The sequence below is a fragment of the Vibrio rubrogenes genome (assembly GCF_059641415.1).
In genome coordinates, this window is record NZ_JCARSY010000022.1 from 24,392 (window position 1) to 44,667 (window position 20,276).

The 20,276-nt window shown below is 45.7% G+C and carries 17 protein-coding genes and 2 pseudogenes; 16 read left to right on the top strand and 3 right to left on the bottom strand.

Annotation, left to right across the window (positions count from 1 at the left end; translation table 11 throughout):
- Positions 1 to 86 precede the first annotated feature (86 nt).
- The 9 genes and pseudogenes from AC55NX_RS14725 to AC55NX_RS14765 all read left to right on the top strand — a co-directional run.
- Entirely contained in the window at positions 87 to 836 is a 750-nt protein-coding gene (locus tag AC55NX_RS14725) for an amino acid ABC transporter substrate-binding protein (RefSeq protein WP_496996418.1), read from the top strand.
- 166 nt (positions 837 to 1,002) lie between these two features.
- Positions 1,003 to 1,674 (top strand): amino acid ABC transporter permease, encoded by a 672-nt coding sequence (locus tag AC55NX_RS14730; RefSeq protein WP_059123166.1) that lies wholly within the window; start codon positions 1,003 to 1,005, stop codon positions 1,672 to 1,674.
- A complete protein-coding gene (locus AC55NX_RS14735; protein ID WP_496996419.1) occupies positions 1,671 to 2,408 on the top strand; it encodes an amino acid ABC transporter ATP-binding protein in 738 nt (245 codons plus the stop codon). The genes AC55NX_RS14730 and AC55NX_RS14735 overlap by 4 nt, the downstream gene beginning before the upstream one ends.
- Positions 2,409 to 2,708: 300 nt before the next feature.
- Positions 2,709 to 2,843, top strand: coding sequence for a 50S ribosomal protein L34 (gene rpmH / locus AC55NX_RS14740; RefSeq protein ID WP_005378825.1), 135 nt, complete (start codon positions 2,709 to 2,711; stop codon positions 2,841 to 2,843).
- 11 nt (positions 2,844 to 2,854) lie between these two features.
- Positions 2,855 to 3,211, top strand: coding sequence for a ribonuclease P protein component (gene rnpA, locus AC55NX_RS14745; RefSeq protein WP_072963080.1), 357 nt, complete (start codon positions 2,855 to 2,857; stop codon positions 3,209 to 3,211).
- Positions 3,178 to 3,435: a membrane protein insertion efficiency factor YidD gene (gene yidD / locus AC55NX_RS14750; RefSeq protein WP_074374016.1), complete on the top strand. Its 258-nt coding sequence runs from the start codon at positions 3,178 to 3,180 to the stop codon at positions 3,433 to 3,435. The genes rnpA and yidD overlap by 34 nt, the downstream gene beginning before the upstream one ends.
- Positions 3,436 to 3,437: 2 nt before the next feature.
- A complete protein-coding gene (gene yidC, locus AC55NX_RS14755; RefSeq protein WP_496996420.1) occupies positions 3,438 to 5,066 on the top strand; it encodes a membrane protein insertase YidC in 1,629 nt (542 codons plus the stop codon).
- Positions 5,067 to 5,198: 132 nt separating this feature from the next.
- Positions 5,199 to 6,560, top strand: coding sequence for a tRNA uridine-5-carboxymethylaminomethyl(34) synthesis GTPase MnmE (mnmE, locus tag AC55NX_RS14760; RefSeq protein ID WP_496996421.1), 1,362 nt, complete (start codon positions 5,199 to 5,201; stop codon positions 6,558 to 6,560).
- A gap of 171 nt (positions 6,561 to 6,731) precedes the next feature.
- A pseudogene (locus AC55NX_RS14765) lies at positions 6,732 to 7,313 on the top strand (phage integrase SAM-like domain-containing protein); the annotation flags it as partial.
- 43 nt (positions 7,314 to 7,356) lie between these two features.
- On the opposite strand, the pseudogene AC55NX_RS14770 reads toward AC55NX_RS14765, so the two are convergent.
- Together AC55NX_RS14770 and AC55NX_RS14775 are read right to left on the bottom strand one after the other, a co-directional pair.
- Positions 7,357 to 8,072, bottom strand: a pseudogene (locus AC55NX_RS14770) (DUF927 domain-containing protein); the annotation flags it as partial.
- An 11-nt stretch (positions 8,073 to 8,083) separates the two neighbouring features.
- Positions 8,084 to 8,275, bottom strand: coding sequence for a helix-turn-helix transcriptional regulator (locus tag AC55NX_RS14775; protein ID WP_025630236.1), 192 nt, complete (start codon positions 8,273 to 8,275; stop codon positions 8,084 to 8,086).
- A 541-nt stretch (positions 8,276 to 8,816) separates the two neighbouring features.
- Between AC55NX_RS14775 and AC55NX_RS14780 the strand changes: the two genes are divergently transcribed.
- The 7 genes from AC55NX_RS14780 (at position 8,817) to AC55NX_RS14810 (ending at position 19,368) form a co-directional block, all read left to right on the top strand.
- Entirely contained in the window at positions 8,817 to 9,329 is a 513-nt protein-coding gene (locus AC55NX_RS14780) for a type II toxin-antitoxin system RelB/DinJ family antitoxin (RefSeq protein ID WP_496996422.1), read from the top strand.
- Between the two features lie 69 nt (positions 9,330 to 9,398).
- Positions 9,399 to 11,381: a type I restriction-modification system subunit M gene (locus AC55NX_RS14785; RefSeq protein ID WP_496996423.1), complete on the top strand. Its 1,983-nt coding sequence runs from the start codon at positions 9,399 to 9,401 to the stop codon at positions 11,379 to 11,381.
- Entirely contained in the window at positions 11,378 to 12,682 is a 1,305-nt protein-coding gene (locus AC55NX_RS14790) for a restriction endonuclease subunit S (RefSeq protein ID WP_496996424.1), read from the top strand. Before AC55NX_RS14785 ends, AC55NX_RS14790 begins: the two co-directional genes overlap by 4 nt.
- Positions 12,682 to 15,906 (top strand): type I restriction endonuclease subunit R, encoded by a 3,225-nt coding sequence (locus AC55NX_RS14795; RefSeq protein WP_496996425.1) that lies wholly within the window; start codon positions 12,682 to 12,684, stop codon positions 15,904 to 15,906. Before AC55NX_RS14790 ends, AC55NX_RS14795 begins: the two co-directional genes overlap by 1 nt.
- Before the next feature lies 1 nt (position 15,907).
- A complete protein-coding gene (locus AC55NX_RS14800) occupies positions 15,908 to 17,422 on the top strand; it encodes an AAA family ATPase (RefSeq protein ID WP_496996426.1) in 1,515 nt (504 codons plus the stop codon).
- Positions 17,423 to 17,424: 2 nt separating this feature from the next.
- Positions 17,425 to 18,282 carry an HNH endonuclease gene (locus tag AC55NX_RS14805; RefSeq protein ID WP_496996427.1) on the top strand — a complete coding sequence of 286 codons (858 nt, stop codon included), beginning with the start codon at positions 17,425 to 17,427 and terminating at the stop codon, positions 18,280 to 18,282.
- Between the two features lie 51 nt (positions 18,283 to 18,333).
- Entirely contained in the window at positions 18,334 to 19,368 is a 1,035-nt protein-coding gene (locus AC55NX_RS14810) for a virulence RhuM family protein (protein WP_496996428.1), read from the top strand.
- 432 nt (positions 19,369 to 19,800) lie between these two features.
- Here the strand turns inward: AC55NX_RS14810 and AC55NX_RS14815 are convergent, their stop codons facing one another.
- Positions 19,801 to 20,259, bottom strand: a complete 459-nt coding sequence (locus AC55NX_RS14815) for a DUF2867 domain-containing protein (RefSeq protein ID WP_496996429.1) — start codon at positions 20,257 to 20,259, stop codon at positions 19,801 to 19,803.
- Positions 20,260 to 20,276 lie beyond the last annotated feature (17 nt).

Consider the following 20,276-nt stretch of genomic DNA (forward strand, 5'->3'; position numbering starts at 1 on the left):
TAGGTTATGACCCATAACTTATGGTTATTTCTTTTGTTATGCTATATGTCATTAAAATAGTCGCCCGAAAGATTTTGGAGATCAACATGAAAAAATGGTTTATTGCTGCAATTGCGGCTCTCGCTTTTACAACAATCAATGTCCATGCAGCAACAGAAGTTAAAGTTGGCATGTCCGGCCGCTACTTCCCGTTCACGTTTGTCAAAAAAGATGAACTACAAGGATTTGAAGTTGATCTATGGAAAGAAATAGCCAAGCGCAACGACTATCAAGTGGAATTTGTTACAGCAAGCTTCTCTGGTCTGTTTGGTCTATTGGAAACCGGACGAGTTGATACGATCTCAAACCAGATCACGATCACGGATGCTCGCAAACAAAAATATCTATTTTCAGACCCGTACGTGATTGATGGTGCACAGATAGCTGTACGCAAAGGGAATAATACCATCCACAGTCTGGATGACCTGAAAGGCAAAACCGTTGCGGTCAATTTAGGTTCCAACTTTGAGCAACTGTTGCGTGAGCACGATAAAGACAATCAAATCAACATCAAAACTTATGACTCAAGCTTTGAACAGGATGTTGCTTTGGGTCGAATCGATGCCTTTGTCATGGATCGTCTTTCTATTCTGGAAGTGATTCAAAAATCCGGGTTACCACTCCAACTGGCAGGAAAACCATTCGAAACTATTGAGAATGCCTGGCCTTTCCTCAATAATGAAAAAGGTAAGAAGCTTCAGGGTGAAGTCAACAAAGCACTCGCAGACATGCGCGCTGACGGAACTCTGAGCAAGATTTCAGAAAAATGGTTCAACACAGACATTACACAAAGATAATGAACCATCGGCATGATTCCTGATGAATCATGACACCAAATAAACCCACTGTCTGAACCAGCACAGTGGGTTTATTTTTAAACACACAGATGCATTGACACCAATATTCAGGAATCACTGACCTCTGCCAGTTGTTGATTTCCTGATAAAACAGAAGACACACATTATGGGTTTTGATTTTCAATATATGCTGGAGCTGATGCCAATCCTGCTTAAATATCTCGGCATTACAATAGAGTTAGCCTGCTGGGGCATGATACTTTCCATCATTTTATCGGTCATCATTGCGAATATCCGAGTCTTCCGTATCCCTGTTCTCGATCAGATTTGCCAACTTTATATCAGCTATTTTCGAGGCACACCGCTGCTGGTCCAGCTTTTCCTCTTTTATTATGGATTACCGCAAATTTTCCCGATCATGACTGGTATGGATGCCTACAGCGCAGCAATACTCGGTTTGGCACTTCACTTTTCGGCCTACATGGCGGAAACCATCCGCGCTGCAATTATTGGCGTGGACAGAAGCCAAATGGAAGCGAGTCTGTCTATCGGTATGACGACCACTCAGTCGATGCGTCGTATCATTCTGCCGCAAGCCACCCGGATCGCTTTACCTTCTCTGATGAACTATTTCATCGATATGATCAAATCAACCTCACTGGCATTTACGCTCGGGGTTGCTGAAATCATGGCGAAAGCACAAATGGAAGCCTCTTCCAGCTTTCATTACTTTGAAGCCTTCCTCGCCGTCTCTTTCATTTACTGGGGAATCACCATTATCCTGACCCGGGTCCAGAGCTGGGCAGAACACAAACTCAATAAGGCGTATATGAGATGATCAAGTTAACCAATATTCATAAACGTTTCGGAGAGAGTGAAATTCTCAAAGGGATTGATCTTGAAATCAATCAAGGTGAAATCATTGTCATCATCGGATCGAGTGGCACCGGTAAATCAACACTGCTGCGCTGTGTGAATTTTCTTGAGAGTGCAGACCAAGGCACGATTACCATTGGTGATGTGAGTGTCGATAGTACCAATCCGAATAAAAATGATGTGCTGGCACTGAGACGCAAAACCGGATTCGTCTTTCAAAACTATGCTCTGTTTGCCCATCTCACCGCAAAACAAAACATTGCGGAAGGATTGATCACTGTCCTCGGCTGGAAAAAAGATCAGGCTTATGAGCGTGCTCAGCAGATTCTCAACGACATCGGGCTTGGGGATAAAGGTGATCAATATCCGGCATCACTTTCCGGTGGTCAGCAACAGCGAGTGGGAATTGGCCGGGCAATGGCTCAGGAGCCAGAACTACTATTATTCGATGAACCAACATCAGCGCTCGACCCGGAGTGGGTGGGCGAAGTGCTGAGTTTAATGAAAAAACTGGCCCGGGTTCATCAAACCATGCTGGTGGTCACCCATGAGATGCAATTTGCCAAAGAAGTCGCGGATCGCGTGATCTTTATGGCTGAAGGCAAAATTGTTGAACAAGGATCTCCACAGGATATCTTCGATAATCCACAGGATATCCGCTTGAAGAAATTCTTAAATCAGGTCGGGATCCAATAAGGATCCTTGAGATTTTATCCGTACAACGTATAATCGCCCGACCAAATTGAAATGAAGCGGCTTTGCTTTTATATCCGTTCTTGAAAACATCGGTTCTTGAAAACAGAGATAAAAGCAATTTATAAGCCAGAGATTCTGGCGCTTCGTTTCCCCAATTATTGACACCTTCGGTGGCAGTGATTACAATTCCGCCTCTTTGTTGCAAGGTGTCGGAATTTTCCCTCTTGTAAAAGAGGCAGAAAGAGCCCAACACCGGGTTTAACAAGAACCTAGAAACTACTGATCAGTAAGGTAAAAACAATGAAACGCACTTTTCAACCTACAGTTCTGAAGCGCAAACGTACTCACGGTTTCCGTGCCCGTATGGCAACTAAGAACGGTCGTAAAGTAATTAACGCACGTCGTGCGAAAGGCCGTGCACGCCTGTCAAAATAATCTGACTTATTTTGAACAAGTACGCTTTTCGTCGGGAGTTACGTTTGTTAACTCCCGAACACTACCGATATGTATTCCAGCAAGCTCGTAGTGCTGGCTCGCCTCATTTTACCATCATTGCCCGTAAAAACGCTTTATCTCACCCAAGACTGGGATTAGCCGTTCCGAAAAAACAGATAAAAACTGCCGTAGGCCGCAATCGTTTTAAGCGACTTGCTCGGGAAAGTTTTCGCCTGAAGCAGCACGAATTACCGCACAAAGACTTTGTCGTGATTGCGAAAAAAAGCGCTCAGGAACTCAGCAATGACGAAATAACAAAGCTGTTTGATAAACTATGGCAACGCCTGTCTCGCCCTTATCGTGGTTAGTCATCGGACTGATTTATCTATACAGATGGCTGATTAGCCCTCTGTTAGGACCACGTTGCCGATTTACACCAACCTGCTCCCGATATGCGATAGAAGCATTGAAAGCTCACGGTTTTGTAAAAGGATGTTGGTTATCAGGCAAACGTCTATTAAAATGCCACCCTCTGAATGAAGGGGGCTATGACCCCGTTCCACCTAACCCAAGACAAGACAGAGATAAATAACGATGGATTCTCAACGTAATATCCTGTTAATCGCTTTGGCGCTGGTTTCTTTCTTACTGTTCCAGAAATGGCAAGTAGCACAGAATCCTGCACCAACTGCGGTTGAGCAGACACAATCAAGTAGTTCAGTTCCTGCTGCTCCTCAAAGCTCTGATGAGTTTGAATCAGTATCAACTCAGGATGTTGCAGGAAAAATAGTGACCGTGAAAACGGACGTTCTCACGCTTTCCATCAATACGGTAGGCGGTGACGTAATCTCTGCAAAACTGAATCAATACTCCAAAGAACTGAATTCCGATCAACCTTTTGCGCTGCTGAAAAAGAACAGTGATTTTCAGTTTATCGCTCAGAGTGGTCTGATTGGTCCGCAAGGGATCGATAAAAGAGACGGTCGCCCAACTTACCAAGTTGCCCAAAATAATTATCAACTGGCAGATGGTCAAGATGAGGTTCGCGTCCCGCTGACTTATCAGGCGAACGGCATTACCTATACCAAAACATTTATCCTGAAACGGAACAGCTATGCGATTGATGTTGATTTCAACGTCAATAACCAGTCAGGCCAAAATGCTGCTGTCGGCATGTATGCGCATCTGCGTCAGACACTGGAAGCAACCGGAAGTAGCTTTGCCATGTCAACATACCATGGTGGTGCGTACTCGACGGAAAATACTCGCTACAAAAAGTTCAGCTTTAGTGACATGAAAGATCATGCACTCAATGAGACCTTGAACAATGGTCAAGGCTGGGCAGCAATGATCCAACACTATTTTGCTGCAGCGTGGATTCCACGTCAGGCACCGGATACGAAACTCTTTTCTCGGGTAATGGCCAACCGTAATATTGGTGATATCGGGATCAGAGAACCAAACCGGATCATCGCAACAGGTGAAAGCACAGACTTTAATGCAACGCTATGGATTGGCCCTAAACTGCAAAACCAGATGGCAGCAACCGCGCCAAATCTGGATCTCGTAGTAGATTACGGCTGGTTATGGTTTATTGCCAAACCACTGCATAGCCTGCTTTCCTTTATTCAGGGTATTGTCTCTAACTGGGGTATCGCGATTATCTGTCTGACCTTTATTGTCCGTGGTGTAATGTACCCACTGACCAAAGCTCAGTACACTTCCATGGCCAAAATGCGCATGCTGCAACCGAAGTTGCAAGCAATGCGTGAACGCATTGGTGATGACCGCCAACGCATGAGCCAGGAAATGATGGCGTTATATAAATCAGAAAAAGTGAACCCGCTGGGCGGCTGTTTCCCGATTCTTCTGCAAATGCCGATCTTCATCTCGCTCTACTGGGCGCTGATGGAATCTGTTGAACTGCGCCACCAGCCGTTCTTTGGTTGGATTCACGACTTGTCTGCCCAAGACCCATACTACATCCTGCCACTTTTGATGGGTGCCAGTATGTTTATGTTGCAGAAAATGAGCCCGACAACGGTTACCGATCCGATGCAACAGAAGATCATGACCTTTATGCCAGTCGCATTTACGGTTTTCTTCCTGTTCTTCCCATCCGGTCTGGTGCTGTACTGGTTGGTGTCAAACATCGTGACCCTGATCCAGCAAATGGTGATTTACAAAGCGCTGGAGAAAAAAGGTTTACACTCGAAGAAGTAAACCGGAACAGTGCGAAAAGAGGCGGCCAAAGGGTCGCCTTTTTATTAGCGGCTGATTACAATGCCCATCATACGATCCATCATGACAATCCATGAGGGATACTGCCTTTTTGACTGAACAGACCAATTCACTATGACTACAGACACAATCGTTGCACAGGCAACACCGACAGGCCGTGGCGGTGTCGGAATCATTCGTGTATCCGGCCCGAAAGCGGCTGACGTCGCCAAAGCCGTGACGGGAAAAACGCTCCGGGCCCGATATGCAGAATATCTTCCCTTTCAGGATGAAGACGGCACCCAGTTGGATCAGGGAATCGCCTTGTTTTTCCCCAATCCCCATTCGTTTACCGGTGAAGACGTTCTTGAGCTCCAAGGACACGGTGGTCCCGTCGTCATGGATATGCTGATCCGCCGGATTCTCACTATTCCCGGTATTCGCACAGCGCGTCCCGGAGAGTTCTCAGAACGCGCTTTCCTCAACGATAAACTGGATCTCGCACAAGCAGAAGCCATTGCCGATTTGATCGATGCCAGTTCAGAACAGGCAGCCAAATCAGCCCTGCAATCGCTGCAAGGGCAATTCTCGACCCGAATTCATACGCTGGTTGAGTCTTTAATCCATCTGCGAATCTATGTTGAAGCTGCGATTGATTTCCCTGAAGAAGAGATCGACTTTCTGGCTGATGGTAAAGTGGCAGGCGATCTGCAAACGATTATCGATAACCTGAATATGGTCCGGCGCGAAGCCAGCCAAGGCGCTCTGATGCGTGAAGGCATGAAAGTCGTCATTGCCGGACGCCCCAATGCCGGCAAATCCAGCCTGCTCAATGCACTCTCCGGTAAAGAATCCGCGATTGTCACAGATATCGCCGGCACCACCCGGGACGTGCTGAGAGAGCATATTCACATTGACGGTATGCCACTGCACATTATCGATACCGCAGGGCTGCGGGAAGCTTCAGACGAAGTCGAACGCATCGGGATTGAGCGCGCTTGGGATGAAATCAAACAAGCCGATCGCGTTTTGTTCATGGTGGATGGCACCACAACCGACGCAACCGATCCCAAAGAGATCTGGCCGGATTTCGTTGATCGTCTACCGGAAAGCATCGGCATGACGGTGATCCGTAATAAAGCGGATCAAACCAACGAAACGATGGGGATCTGCCACGTCAATGACCCAACATTGATCCGCCTGTCAGCAAAAACCGGCGAAGGGGTCGAAGCCTTGAGAAACCATCTCAAAGACTGTATGGGCTTCACCGGTAGCCAAGAAGGTAGCTTCATGGCCCGCCGCCGCCACCTCGATGCGCTGGATAAAGCCGCCGAGCACCTCGCCATTGGTCAGCAACAACTCGAAGGCTACATGGCCGGAGAAATCCTCGCTGAAGAACTGCGCATCACCCAGCAGCATCTCAATGAGATCACCGGTGAGTTTAGTTCTGATGACTTACTGGGACGGATCTTTTCGAGTTTCTGTATCGGGAAGTAAAGTGGGCAAATAACGGAAAACAACAGCAAACAACGGTAGATAAAACACTGATTTTATTAGATCTTCATTTGCCGTTTGTTTCCATCTATTGCCGTTAATTGCTAAATCTAGTCCCCAGTTGGTCCCCAATGACATGATAAATGCCGTATTGGGGACCAATTGGGGACAAACATGAAAATTTTCATTGAAAAACGGGCACTTAAAGCAGATGGAACGCGAACATTGCGTCTCATTTATGACCACGGTTATACCATTAAATCAAACGGATCTCGTCAACGAAAACGTGAACACGAAGTGCTAGATCTTTTTGTCTATGACAAACCTAAAACACCCACCCAGCGCCAACACAACAAAGAACATATGCTTCTCGCCGAAACCATTAAGAGTAAACGACTGGTTGAGTGGCAATCTCAGAAGCACGGATTTGAGGATCGAACCAAGCGTTCAGTTAGCTTCATTGATTACTTTCAACGGCAAGTTGATATCAAAGAACAAACCACTTCAACCTCCAACCACTCGATCTGGCTTTCAGCTCGTAAGCATCTGCTGTTCTACTGCGGGAAACATGATCTTAGCTTTGATGAGCTGGATAAAGACTGGTTAGACGGGTTTAAGTATTACCTAACCAATGAAGCGAAAACCAAGAGTGACACAGCGTTATCTCGCAACACACAAAGCTCCTACTTCAATAAAGTTCGAGCGACGATCAACGAAGCCCATCGAGAAGGTATTATTCGCGATAACCCGCTTTCACTTGATAGCCAGAGGACTCCATCAGCTCTGTCAGGCCAACTTATCCATTGCTCAATGTCAACGTTCGCCAAGCCGCCTGTTTCCCACATCCGTTGGCGGTTGTTTTCCAAGACTTGATATAAGACTTATCAGCATAAACAGACGCCGCGAAAAACGATGTGACAGACTTACCCGACGAAGACGGCTCCATCCTGCACTTTCCATTCCAACAGGCTTGAGCAGCAGCGCGGCCAACGCAACTCCAACAGAAAATATGAGCAAGGGGTTACCGATCAACAAAGAACCGACTTCACTTTGCCATTCCGCTAAGCTCCCTTCTGCCAAACAGAGTGAATCAGCCATACCACCAGAAAAGTAGTAGGACTCATCTGACCGTCCGAAACTGTTCTCCGGAGTAACGAACACCTTGTTATGCCAACCTGTTCTTGTGACACAAAAGGCCGTTTCCGCCGCTTTGAGCTCATCCCGCAAATAGCGCTGGACCATATTCCATGCAGTTTGTTCAGGCTCCAGCCAAAAACCGGTATCGAATAATTCATCTCTTAGCTGATAGTTGGCCCCTCCCATAATCTTTCTGGCAGGCACTATCATTCGGATCGTCTGCCTGTCCATATTGATGATTTCAATGCAAGCACTGAACCCTGACTTCCGATCAGGTGAACGCGTTCTAGCAAGAACCTTGACCGAAGAGCTCAACGAACGCCAGCCTCGCTCACGGCAGAAATACTGTAGTTGATCATGATGATGACGAAACTTCATATGACCCCCTATCACAGGCTCAAAAGCCACTTCTGCACATCTTCAACACGAAATCTCACACTTCGAGCACCAGGCGATAAATTCACTGGAGAAGGAAAAGAACCATTTTTCACATAACGGCGAATGGTTGCCTGAGACAGCTGAGTTAGCTGACAGACTTCTTGATAGCTTAATAGCTGATTTGATTGTTTTTGTTCGGTCATAACTACTCCTGATAGCTAATGAATAATCAAGGAATAGCTTGTAGGATGAGCAACGCAAAGGCGCGCGGTGCTCAGGCCCATTTTGGGCAGTTTGGCGTGAAAATAAGCCTGTCAAATTCATGGCTTAGTGTTACAGAAGCAGATAATGATGCGGTAATGTGATTAGGCGTTACTTCAGCGTTATTCATCAAGCCACAAAGCGCTATGCGTTAAGCTGTTCACCATGGTTAACGCATTGTGATTAGAGACTCACTTTCACATGTGAAAGTAGCAAAACATGAAGCTTTGAACGGATAGAACAACCAAGTGTACCGCTTTTGTCTGGTACACCTAAAACGGTACAGTTAAACTGACCAATCAATGTAACACATTGTTATAGCACGTTACCTAACTGTACCGATTTGACGAAAACGGTACACCTCCCTCATCCAAAGCAATCACTACACCCATTTCTTCTCGCTTTTTTGACCCAAGCACTCGCCACTACACACCAAACCCGCTAAGATACAAAAATTACAATTTGTAGGTTTTGTGAATTCATATGAAAGCAACCAAGATAGACCCTCAACTACTTGAAAAAGCTACGAGTATCTTTGCTGAATTAGGTTTACCGATTGAGCAGGCCATCAACGTATTTCTAGCAAAGTCCGTTCAGGCCAAAGGCTTTCCGTTTTCTGTTGCCCTTGAAAATGAAGCAGAAGCGCAGGAGGCCTCACACAGCCAAGCACAAAACAAAATCAGCAATGCCGAGATAACCGAAGCTATCCAAGACCTAGTTGAACACGCTCTACCACAGAGTGAAATAGAAAACCTCACGCAGCTAACCTATTGTCGCAACACCTTCGGGTTGTCATTCCCGGTGCTCAAACTGGCTAAATCACCACGGCCAGAAGACATTCGCAGTGCAGCCAAAGATGCCAAAGAGCGAAACCGCTACTCCACCACTAAAGTGGCCCAGCGAGATGAAAAAACCTACGTGATTTGCACCCAGTGGACCGACAGGCACCGCAATGCGTTTTGTCGTTGGCAAGCCATCTTTAGCCGAAACGCTTAACTAGCAGACAAAATAACAACCAAACCAAACACTGATTTTTAACGATTTAACTTTATTTAGGCAGTATCAATGAACTTACAAGACAAAGAACAAAGCGCCAAACTCTCCAGTGCTATTTGGCGTATGGCAGACGACCTATGGGGTGATTTCAAACACACCGACTTTGCACGCATTATCCTGCCCTTTTTGCTACTGCGTCGTATTGAATGCGTGTTGGAACCCACCAGTGAAGAAGTACGCAAGTTCTATCTGGCCGAGAAACAATCGGGCATTGACCTTGGTTTAGTGTTGCCAGAAGTTGCGGGATTCGCCTTTTACAACACCAGTGAATACAGCCTCGAAACCTTAGGCGCATCAGACACAGGCGACAACCTAGAACACTACATCAGCCAGTTCAGCAAAAACGTTCGTACCATTTTTGATGAGTTTAAATTTGGTCAAACCATAGAAGATCTGGAAAAAGCCAAGCTGCTCTACCGCATGGTGAGCTACTTTGCCAATCTCGACCTGCATCCTGATGTGGTGTCTGATCGCGTATTGTCAGATGCCTATGAAGAGCTGATTTTCAAGTTCGCCAGCTCGGTCAATGAAAAGGCGGGGGAATTTATGACCCCGCGTGATGCCGTGCGTCTAGCTACCAAACTGGTGCTGGCGGCGGATGAAGATATCTTTAGTGAAAAAGGTGTGATCCGCACCATCTATGACCCGACCTGTGGTACGGGCGGTTTCCTTTCCGATGCTATCAGCCAAATTGAAGAAATGGGCAGCAGCGCTAAAGTCGTGCCTTTTGGTCAAGAGCTCGACCCAGCGACCCATGCTATGGCGCTGACCAATATGATGATCCGTGGCTTTGATGCCAACAACATCAAACAAGGCAACACCCTATCAGATGATCAGTTACGTGCCGACAAGTTCCACTACGGCCTTGCCAACCCGCCATTTGGCATTAAGTGGGAAAAAGCTAAAAAAGAAGTGGAACGTGAGCATAAACAGCTCAAATACGCAGGGCGTTTTGGTCCTGGTCTACCCAGTATTTCTGATGGCTCCATGCTGTTCTTGTTGCACTTGGTATCAAAAATGGAAACGCCGGAAAACGGCGGTGGCCGCGTCGGCATCGTGCTCTCAGGCTCGCCACTGTTTAACGGCGATGCAGGCTCAGGCCCATCAGAAATCCGCCGTTGGCTGCTAGAACAAGACTTAGTCGAAGCGATTGTTGCCCTGCCAACCGATATGTTCTTCAACACCGGAATTGGCACCTACATCTGGATTTTGTCTAACCATAAAGAGCCAAGACGCAAGAATCAGGTGCAACTGATTAACTTGGCAGACATTTGGTCACCAATGCGCAAATCACAAGGTAGTAAGCGCAAATACCTCAGTGACGAACAGATTGACGATATTATGCGCGCTTACGATAGTTTTGAAGCCAGCGACAACTGCAAAATTTTTAACACTACCGATTTTGCCTATCGCAAAGTGACCATTCAGCGTCCGCTGCGTGCCAAACTCAACATTACGCAGGATGGCATAGCCCTACTCAAAAACTTAGCCGCGTTCCAAAAGCTCAAACCAGAACAACAAGCGGCGTGGGTACAACTCCTCACCGATAACCTTGGCCTTCAGCCTTATGAATGGGCGGGTTTGGCGGTTAAGCAAAATAACAATAAGAATGACTTTGGGAAGTGCCCGAAGGCACTGGCTGCGGCCTTAACTGCGCACTTTATGTTGATAGATCCGCAATTCGAGCCTGCGTTGGATGAAAAAGGCCAAGTGATTGCCGACCCGAAACTTAAAGATACAGAAAGCGTCCCTTTTGATCGCGACGTTGAAGATTACTTTGCACAAGAGGTGCTGCCACATGTACCGGATGCCTTTATTGATCACTCAGTGCGTGATGAAAAAGACGGAGAAGTGGGCATTGTCGGTTATGAAATTAACTTTAACCGCTATTTCTACCAGTACGTGCCGCCACGCGATTTGGGGGTAATTGACAGCGAGCTAAAGGCATGTGAAGCGCGCATTCAGGCACTGCTCAATGAGGTGGCGGAATGATCACGCCTTATCAAAAATATGCTGGTAGCGATATTAAGTGGGTTGAGGCTATACCAGAGGATTGGAAATCAGTCCCTTTATACACTGTTGCCTCTGAATCAAAACTGTCAAATAAAGGAATGATAGAAGATAACCTTTTATCGTTGAGCTTTGGTCGTATTAAGCGCAAAAGTATTGATACACAAGGTGGACTTCTACCTGCGTCATTCGAGACTTATCAGATAGTTAATGAAAATGACATTATTTTTAGACTAACGGATTTACAGAACGATAAGCACAGTCTTCGCTCTGCCCAATGTACGGAACGAGGCATTATCACTTCGGCATACGTTGCGGTTACCCCAAATGCGATTAGGCCAAGATATCTTCATTATTTGATGCGAGCATATGATGAAACCAAGGTTTTTTACAACCTTGGGGCAGGTATGCGTCAATCACTCAAATATGATGAATTAAAGCGCTTGCCTATTTTATTGCCACCTGAATTAACGCAACAAGCGATTGAAAAGTTCCTCGATCGCGAAACCCAGCGCATCGACAGTCTTATCGACGAAAAGCAGACCTTTATTAAGCTACTGAAAGAAAAACGCCAAGCGCTGATCAGCCATGTGGTGACTAAGGGGCTTAACCCCAATGTGGAGATGCAGGATTCTGGCATCGAGTGGATTGGGCAAGTGCCGAAGCATTGGGAAGTCAAAAAGATAAAGCATATCTGTTCCAACTTTATGTATGGAACCTCTCAAGACTGTAACCAGTCTGAGGTTGGCTATCCTGTTCTCAGGATACCAAACATCAAGAGTACTAATGTTGATTTTGAAGATCTCAAATATGCAAATATCAGTGATGCTGATGCTTTAACTTACCTTTTATCAAGAGGCGACATTTTAGTCATTAGAACTAACGGTAACCCTAATCTGGTCGGCCAAAGCGCGCTTTTTGATTCAAATGGGCAGTATTTATTTGCCTCATACCTAATAAAGTTAACACCAAAGCTAGGAGTGGATACTAGCTTCTTAGTAGAAGCGATGAACTCACTATCTGTTCGTCAAGCATTAACATTTCAGTCAAGAACATCGGTAGGTAACTACAACCTGAGCATTCCTTCACTAGCTAATACAAATATTGCTATCCCACCAATTGATGAGCAGAAGACAATAACGAATTACTTGAGTGCAGTAACGAAAAACATTGATCTACTGATTCAAGAGACTAATAAATCGATTGTTCTTCTAAAAGAACACCGTACATCACTTATCAGCGCAGCAGTAACAGGGAAAATCGACGTCAGGGAGGCGGTGTAATGGCAGCACATCATGAAGTGCATTTTGAACAATATATTACCAAGCAGTTGGTGAACAATGGATGGAAAGAAGGCCACTCCAGCCACTACGACCAGCAGCGCGCAATTTACCCGCAAGATGTCATGGATTGGGTAAAGGCCACCCAGCCAGATGCCTGGCATAAACTGAATAAACTGCATGGTGCGAATGCCGAGCAGGTGCTACTGGAGCGCTTAGAAAAAGCACTTGCCAGTAAAACAGGTGGCACCATTAATGTATTGCGTAAAGGCTTTACCATTGCAGGTTGCGGCACCATTGCCATGGGCCAACGCAAACCCGAAGATGCGCGCAATGAAGAGCGTATTGCCCGTTATGAGCACAACATTTTGCGCGTGGTACGCCAACTGAAATATTGCCCGACCCGCGAGTGGGAAATTGACTTGGTGTTCTTTATCAACGGCCTACCCGTAGCCACCGCCGAGCTAAAAACCGATTTTACCCAGTCGATAGAATCGGCCATTGCGCAGTACAAGCAAGACCGTTTGCCCGTCGATCCAAAAACCAAGCGCAAAGAGCCGCTGTTAACCTTTAAACGCGGTGCCGTGGTGCACTTTGCCATGTCTGATACTGAAATTGCCATGGCAACCAAACTGGCGGGAGAAAACACTTATTTTCTGCCCTTTAACAAAGGTCACGATGGATCTATCTCAGATTTGCCCGTGCATATCAACTTGCCGGGTAAAGATGGGGAGTATCCGGTTAGCTATTTTTGGCAAGAGATCGGCCAAAAAGATAACTGGCTGCGCATCTTCTACAGTTTTGTGTATGTCGAAACCAAAGAAGTCGCCGACAGCAATGGCAAGGTTCAGCGTAAAGAAACGCAGATTTTCCCCCGTTACCATCAGCTTGATGCGGTAAACAAGATGATTGACGATGCCCGTAAGAACGGTGCAGGCATGCAGTATCTTTGTGAGCACAGCGCCGGTTCGGGAAAAACCTCTACCATTGCTTGGACGGCCCATGATTTGATCCGCTTGCGTAGCCCAGAGGGTAAAGCGGTCTTTAAATCCGTAATCATTGTGACCGACCGCACCGTGCTGGATTCGCAGTTGCAAGATGCGGTGCAGCAGCTCGATCATCAATATGGGGTGATTAAGGCGATTGACCGCGAAAAGAGCAGCGAGTCGAAATCAAAGCAGCTTACAGAAGCGCTGTTAACTGGTACGCCGATCATTGTGGTGACGATTCAAACCTTCCCGTATGCGTTAGAGGCGATTCTGACCAATCAATCTTTGGCGCAGAGTAACTTTGCAGTGATCATTGATGAGGCACACACCTCACAAACTGGCTCAACAGCTAAAGGCCTACGCGCAGCGCTTACGCTAAACCTTAGCCCTCAAGAGTTGGAGCAAATGAGCATTGAGGACATTCTTACTAAGGTTCAAGAAGCGCGTGCCATGCCCAAGAACGTTTCGCACTTTGCTTTCACCGCCACACCCAAGCACAGCACTAAAATGTTGTTTGGTCGCCCGAAAGACCCTAGCCAGCCGGTGTCAGATGACAATCTCCCTGAATCGTTTCATCTCTATACCCAACGTCAGGCCATTGATGAGGGCTTTATTCTTGATGTGTTGGAGAATTACACCCACTACGATACGGCCTACAGAATTGGTGAGAACAATCTGGATGAGAAGCGCGTAGATAGCAAACAAGCCCGTCGCGCCTTGGCGCGATGGATGTCACAGCACCCAACCACGGTCAGCCAAAAAGTCGAATTCATTATTGAGCACTTCAAGGCCAATATCGCCCATCGACTGGAAGGTGAAGCCAAAGCCATGGTGGTGACATCAGGCAGGCCGCAGGCAGTGAAATACAAGCTCGCTTTTGATAAGTACATCAAAAAGCATGGTATCGAGGGGATTCAAGCCTTGGTTGCCTTCTCGGGCAAAGTACCGGGTAAAGATTTGGGTGATGAAGACAGCCAAGACCCATTAGGAATTGATTTCGATAAAGAGTACACCGAGTACAACTTAAACCCAGACACGCACGGGGCCGACCTGCGCCACGAGTTTGAGAAAACCGAATATCGCGTCATGTTAGTCGCCAATAAGTTCCAAACGGGCTTTAACCAACCAAAATTGGTTGCGATGTATTTGGATAAAAAAATCTCAGATGTAGAAGCGGTGCAAACTCTGTCTCGCCTAAACCGCACCTACCCAGGCAAAGACACCACTTACGTGATTGATTTTGCCAATGAGCCGCAGACCATTCTCAATGCGTTCAAAAAGTACGACAAAGGCGCGCAGCTCAACGAAGTGCAAGATGTGAACGTCATCTATGACATCAAAGAGATTCTGGATGAGCAAAGCATCTACAACCATCAAGATTTAGAGTTGTTTAAGCAAGCGCGTGGTAAGTCGATTCTCGGTCAAGCACCCGACAAAAAGTCACACGCGCACAAAAAGCTGCTTGCTGCCACACAACGCCCTACCGATATATTTAACGTTAAGCTAAAAGCGCTGGTTGATGCCGCAAACCATTGGGATCAGCAATACAACAAAGCGTACCTTGCGGGTGATGAGAAAGCGGCGAACTACGCAGAATCGCAGCGTAGCGAGTTCACCAAGCAGCGCGAGGCACTGATGCGCTTTAAGTCGGACTTGGCTCGATTTGTGAAGTACTACAGCTATATGGCGCAGTTGATTGAGTTTGGTGATCCTGAACTGGAAAACTTTGCCGCATTTGCCCATTTGCTTTCGCGTCGATTGAAAGGGGTGACACCAGAAAACATCGACCTCAGTGCACTGGTGTTAGAGAAGTTCAAAATTAAGTATGACAAAGAGCCGCTTCCAATCGCGGTGAATCAGGTACTTGAACCTATCCGGCCGAATTACAACGACCCAACCGATCGTGAACAGGCATTTCTTGCCGATATCATTCGCCGCCTCAATGAACTGTTTGGCGATGTCGGCGATGAACCAGGCCGTCGAAACTTTGCCAACGGCACCATTACGCGTGTCGCCCAAAACCCAATTGTGGTTGAGCAAGTAGAAAAGCACGACAAGTCGATAGCCCTCAAAGGCGACTTGCCACAAGCGGTGAAGCAAGCCGTTGTACAAGCTCTGCTCAAAGAAGGTGATATAGCCCGAACGCTACTCAAAGACCCACAGGTAATGGCAAGTTATGTTGAGCTGATTTTTGACATGATGAAGCAAGGTACATCTGAACACCAAAGCGGAGAGTGATATGAATATTGTTATCGTCCAAAAAAATCAGAGAATTCCCTCATCTGGAGTTAGTACCGCCTATCTTCATATTGACCACTGGAATGATTTTTCATTCGTTACGATGTTTTACTTATCACTGTTCGATGAAAAAGGATATATTCACGAAATCGGAAATATCAAAATTGGTTTCCAAGGACAAACAACTGATAAGTCAACATACGAAACGTTAGGTTCAGTATTTCAAACGCTACCCGATGGATATTTTTCCGTTGGCATGGACGTTGATTACTATAAAAAGATCTCGAAACTATCTGGGACCATTAAGAACTCGTTGCTCCGTGCGTTAAAGGACATGGCCTATATTCCTGAACTCATATCGCTAGCTCAGGACGAGGAAGTATTTAGGACCTCTTTACTAAGGGATGTCAGTTTATCTGTCATTAAAGGACAGTTCACACGAGTACTTGAAGGAAGAAACCCACTCACTAATTTTGAGTTCAAGTTTAGAAGACCAGCTCAAACCAAAATGTCTGGTATTGATTTGATATTTGAAGTGAAAGTTGGAGAAAAACCGAGCACAAACATTCATGCTCTTATAGGTCGTAATGGTGTAGGGAAGACAACTATTCTCAATGGAATGATTGAAGCTGTTACAAGTAAAGGGCTATCAGAAGCCAAGTTCTATGACGCAGAGGGTTGGAGAGAACCCCCTATCAATACCAACTATTTCAGTAGTTTAGTATCAGTATCCTTTAGTGCATTCGACCCTTTTGAGCCCCCTAGAGAACAACCCGACCCATCCAAGGGGACATGTTATTTCTATATAGGACTAAAAAAAGAAGGGGAGTCACTTAAAGGGTTAAATGATATCCATGAAGACTTTCTTCACGCCCTAAAGTTATGCTTTAGTCAAGAGTCGAAAAAGCATAGGTGGCTACAAGCCATTGATACACTCGAATCTGATGAAAACTTTGCAAATATGGAGCTGAAAAGCCTCGCTGAATACTCAGGTGATGTACTCATAAGCAAAGCACGAAAACTTATCAAAAAAATGAGTTCTGGTCATGCTGTCGTGTTGCTAACTATCACTCGTTTGGTGGCGACAGTGGAAGAAAAAACACTCGTGTTAATTGATGAGCCAGAGAGCCACCTTCACCCGCCATTGCTGTCTGCATTTATTAGAGCATTATCAGACCTACTCCTTGATCGAAATGGCGTCGCAATTATCGCAACTCATTCTCCGGTTGTACTTCAAGAGGTTCCTAAAAAATGTGTCTGGAAAATAAATCGTTCTAGATTGGCTACAGAACCACGCAGGCCCGCCATTGAGACATTCGGCGAAAACGTAGGCATTTTAACGAGAGAGGTATTTGGCTTGGAAGTTGTTAAATCAGGTTTCCATGATCTGTTAGTCAAATCAGTTAATGCAGGTGGCACTTATCAAGATATTTTAGATGATTATAATAATCAGCTTGGTGTTGAAGCTAGGGCCTTGTTAAAAACACTTGTTATTCATAGAGATAGAGATCGTTAGTGATGTTAAAACTTGATATACCTAGACTATCTATCGCTGAAGCCATTGATATATGCAGTGAAGGAATTACGGGTAACCCTTCGCTCCGAGAGCGTCTTCTAAACAATGTTAAACGTTTTAAAATTGATGAGTTTGGATATGTAAAGCACGCACAAAAAGGAGACCTATATAGAATAGTACCGCTACCGGGCCCCAAAAGTAAGGACCATCTAGTAATTGATGGTATGTATAAATCTGAGTTTATAACGTTGTACGAGAGCTACTTTAGGAATCAGGATAAGCTAGGGCGAACTATTTATGACTCGTTGATGGTTGCTGCAGATGAAAAATGTCCATATTGCGGAGGGATTGGTCGCCCAAGGAATTTAGATCACTATTTGCCGAAAGCTCACTATCCCCAGTTCTCGATACTACCAGTTAATCTAGTGCCCTCCTGCCGAGATTGCAATATGGATGGAAAAGGTGATGATTATGCAAAAAGCGAAGTAGAGCAGATTATACACCCTTACTTAGATGACGAGCGCTACTTCAGTGATCAATGGATATTTGCTCATTATCTACCAGGCAATGATATCGAACCAGGCGCTATAGAATACTTTGTTTCTCCTCCTGACTATTGGGAGCCTGCACAGAAAAAGCGAGTTGAAAAGCACTTTAAGGACTTTGAAATCGCCTTGAGATTTTCTAAAGAAGCAGGGCCACGGCTAGTAGTATTAATGAATCAATACAAAGATCTCCTTGATAATCAGATAGATAAAACAACCAGTAAGCACATCATTTTTCAGAGTGTCATCAATGCATCGCCATTTATCAATCATTGGGAAAGGGTCATGTGCGCGACGTTAATGTTGGAGTTGTGATTATGAACCAAATCTTACTACCTAAACTCAGCATTACTGAAAGGAGACTCAATGACCGATAACACCCCACAAGCTCCGCATGGTGAGTTCGTTCTATTTACCAGTGCAGATGGTACAACTCGCGTAGAGTGCCGCTTTGAGTCTGACACCTTGTGGCTATCACAAGCTGCGATGGCTGAGCTTTATGACAAAGATGTCCGCACCATCAATGAGCACCTTGTTAACATTTATAACGAGGGAGAACTTGTACAAAACGCAACCATCCGGAAATTCCGGATAGTTCGATTGGAAGGTACTCGCCAAGTCTCTCGCGAGATCGACCACTACAATATCGATGCAATTCTGTCTGTAGGCTACAGAGTTCGTTCGCAGCGTGGTACACAGTTCCGCCAATGGGCAACGCAAGTCCTGAAAGAATACCTGATTAAGGGATTTGCCATGGATGATGAGCGCCTCAAAAATCCGCCCGTTGGTCACTCAGCAGTGCCAGATTACTTTGATGAAATGCTGGAACGCATTCGCGATATCCGTGCCAGTGAGCGTCGTGTTTATCTTCGAGTCAAAGAAATCTTTACCATGGCTGCCGATTACGAGCCATCAAACAAAGAAACTAACCTCTTCTTTCAAACCATTCAGAACAAGCTGCATTATGCCTGTACGCACATGACGGCCGCTGAACTGATAGCTAGCCGCGTGGATGCCAGTAAGCCAGATATGGGACTAACTAGCTATAAAGGCGATGAAGTGCGTAAGACCGATGTAACCATCGCCAAAAACTATCTGCGTGAAGACGAAATCAAAGAGCTTAACCGCATCGTCAATATGTGGCTCGACTTTGCCGAAGACCAAGCGCTTCGCCGCAAGCAGGTATTCCTACAGGACTGGGCCGATAAGCTAGACCAGTTTTTAAGTTTTAATGATCGGGACGTATTAAGCGGAGCGGGAAAAATCACCAAGAAAGACGCAGATGATAAGGCGAAATTGGAGTTTGACCACTTTGCAGAACAACGCCGCCGTTTAAAAGAATCCGAAGGCGCACTCGCAAATATCACAGCCCTCAAGGCAATACTCAAAAAAGACAAATAGCGCGACTAACTCAGTTGAACCAGCCATGGTACCGACATCAATGTCGGTACCATCGTTCTCAGGTCTGTCATTTATCCTGCCAAAACACCATCTAAAAGCCACTTTGAAGTTTCAGCTGGCTGTCTCATAAAATTAGCGTATCGAAAATGGATATCTATACAAAAAGCGACATCCCCTCGAGACGCACAGCAAAAGTTGCTCTGCCACTTCAACGTTGCCATCGAAACCGTGCTTCAAGAACAATCTATTCACTATGAGCGCACCAATGGCAATTCAGAACAAAAAATAGAGTTTTATTTCCACAGTGCAGACTACCAATGTCCAAAATACGAAGCTGGTATGACAAACCGAGATCTTTGCTATATCACCGCAGAAGTTTTCGAACCGAGAAGAACAATGTCACCGTCTTTCGTCAACGATGGACATCTGTATTTATGAGCGACAAGAGTAAACACGAGCCAACGCATTCCGGGCAATCAACACATGAAATGGAAGAATCGCATTTAAGTAAAGCGAACCTGCAATGTTATTGGGGTGAACCCATGTGGCTAAATAAACGAGTCCTTGATGCGATACCACTGCAATTCTAAAATTCAAATGTTTGTCATCAAATCCTGCAATAAGCTCGGTATTATTTTCTGATTCGACAGGGAAAAAACCCACTTTATCTTTCGCTTCAGGGCCATGGCTGGACAGTCCAAATGGCATTGTCAGACAATTTCGGATACTGATAAGAAACCGGGCCCATGGTGGGAAGTTAGTTATAATATCAGCAGCTTGTCTCGGAGATAATGTTGATTCCACACAATAGCAATCGATAAAATCAGATGAACCCACGTTCTTAAGTAGAGTGCTTTGTAATGGCAACTCAGTGGTTCTTACATGGCTCATGGCGCTTACCTCTTTGC

Excerpts from the sequence above, each read along its gene's own strand:
- AC55NX_RS14815 (WP_496996429.1), bottom strand. The coding sequence starts at position 20,259 with ATGAGCCATGTAAGAACCACTGAGTTGCCATTACAAAGCACTCTACTT.
- yidD (WP_074374016.1), top strand. The coding sequence starts at position 3,178 with ATGGCAACGCCTGTCTCGCCCTTATCGTGGTTAGTCATCGGACTGATT.
- AC55NX_RS14735 (WP_496996419.1), top strand. The coding sequence starts at position 1,671 with ATGATCAAGTTAACCAATATTCATAAACGTTTCGGAGAGAGTGAAATT.
- AC55NX_RS14725 (WP_496996418.1), top strand. The coding sequence starts at position 87 with ATGAAAAAATGGTTTATTGCTGCAATTGCGGCTCTCGCTTTTACAACA.
- AC55NX_RS14730 (WP_059123166.1), top strand. The coding sequence starts at position 1,003 with ATGGGTTTTGATTTTCAATATATGCTGGAGCTGATGCCAATCCTGCTT.
- AC55NX_RS14805 (WP_496996427.1), top strand. The coding sequence starts at position 17,425 with ATGTTAAAACTTGATATACCTAGACTATCTATCGCTGAAGCCATTGAT.
- AC55NX_RS14800 (WP_496996426.1), top strand. The coding sequence starts at position 15,908 with ATGAATATTGTTATCGTCCAAAAAAATCAGAGAATTCCCTCATCTGGA.
- rpmH (WP_005378825.1), top strand. The coding sequence starts at position 2,709 with ATGAAACGCACTTTTCAACCTACAGTTCTGAAGCGCAAACGTACTCAC.
- AC55NX_RS14780 (WP_496996422.1), top strand. The coding sequence starts at position 8,817 with ATGAAAGCAACCAAGATAGACCCTCAACTACTTGAAAAAGCTACGAGT.
- mnmE (WP_496996421.1), top strand. The coding sequence starts at position 5,199 with ATGACTACAGACACAATCGTTGCACAGGCAACACCGACAGGCCGTGGC.
- AC55NX_RS14795 (WP_496996425.1), top strand. The coding sequence starts at position 12,682 with ATGGCAGCACATCATGAAGTGCATTTTGAACAATATATTACCAAGCAG.
- AC55NX_RS14790 (WP_496996424.1), top strand. The coding sequence starts at position 11,378 with ATGATCACGCCTTATCAAAAATATGCTGGTAGCGATATTAAGTGGGTT.
- yidC (WP_496996420.1), top strand. The coding sequence starts at position 3,438 with ATGGATTCTCAACGTAATATCCTGTTAATCGCTTTGGCGCTGGTTTCT.
- AC55NX_RS14810 (WP_496996428.1), top strand. The coding sequence starts at position 18,334 with ATGACCGATAACACCCCACAAGCTCCGCATGGTGAGTTCGTTCTATTT.
- AC55NX_RS14785 (WP_496996423.1), top strand. The coding sequence starts at position 9,399 with ATGAACTTACAAGACAAAGAACAAAGCGCCAAACTCTCCAGTGCTATT.
- AC55NX_RS14775 (WP_025630236.1), bottom strand. The coding sequence starts at position 8,275 with ATGACCGAACAAAAACAATCAAATCAGCTATTAAGCTATCAAGAAGTC.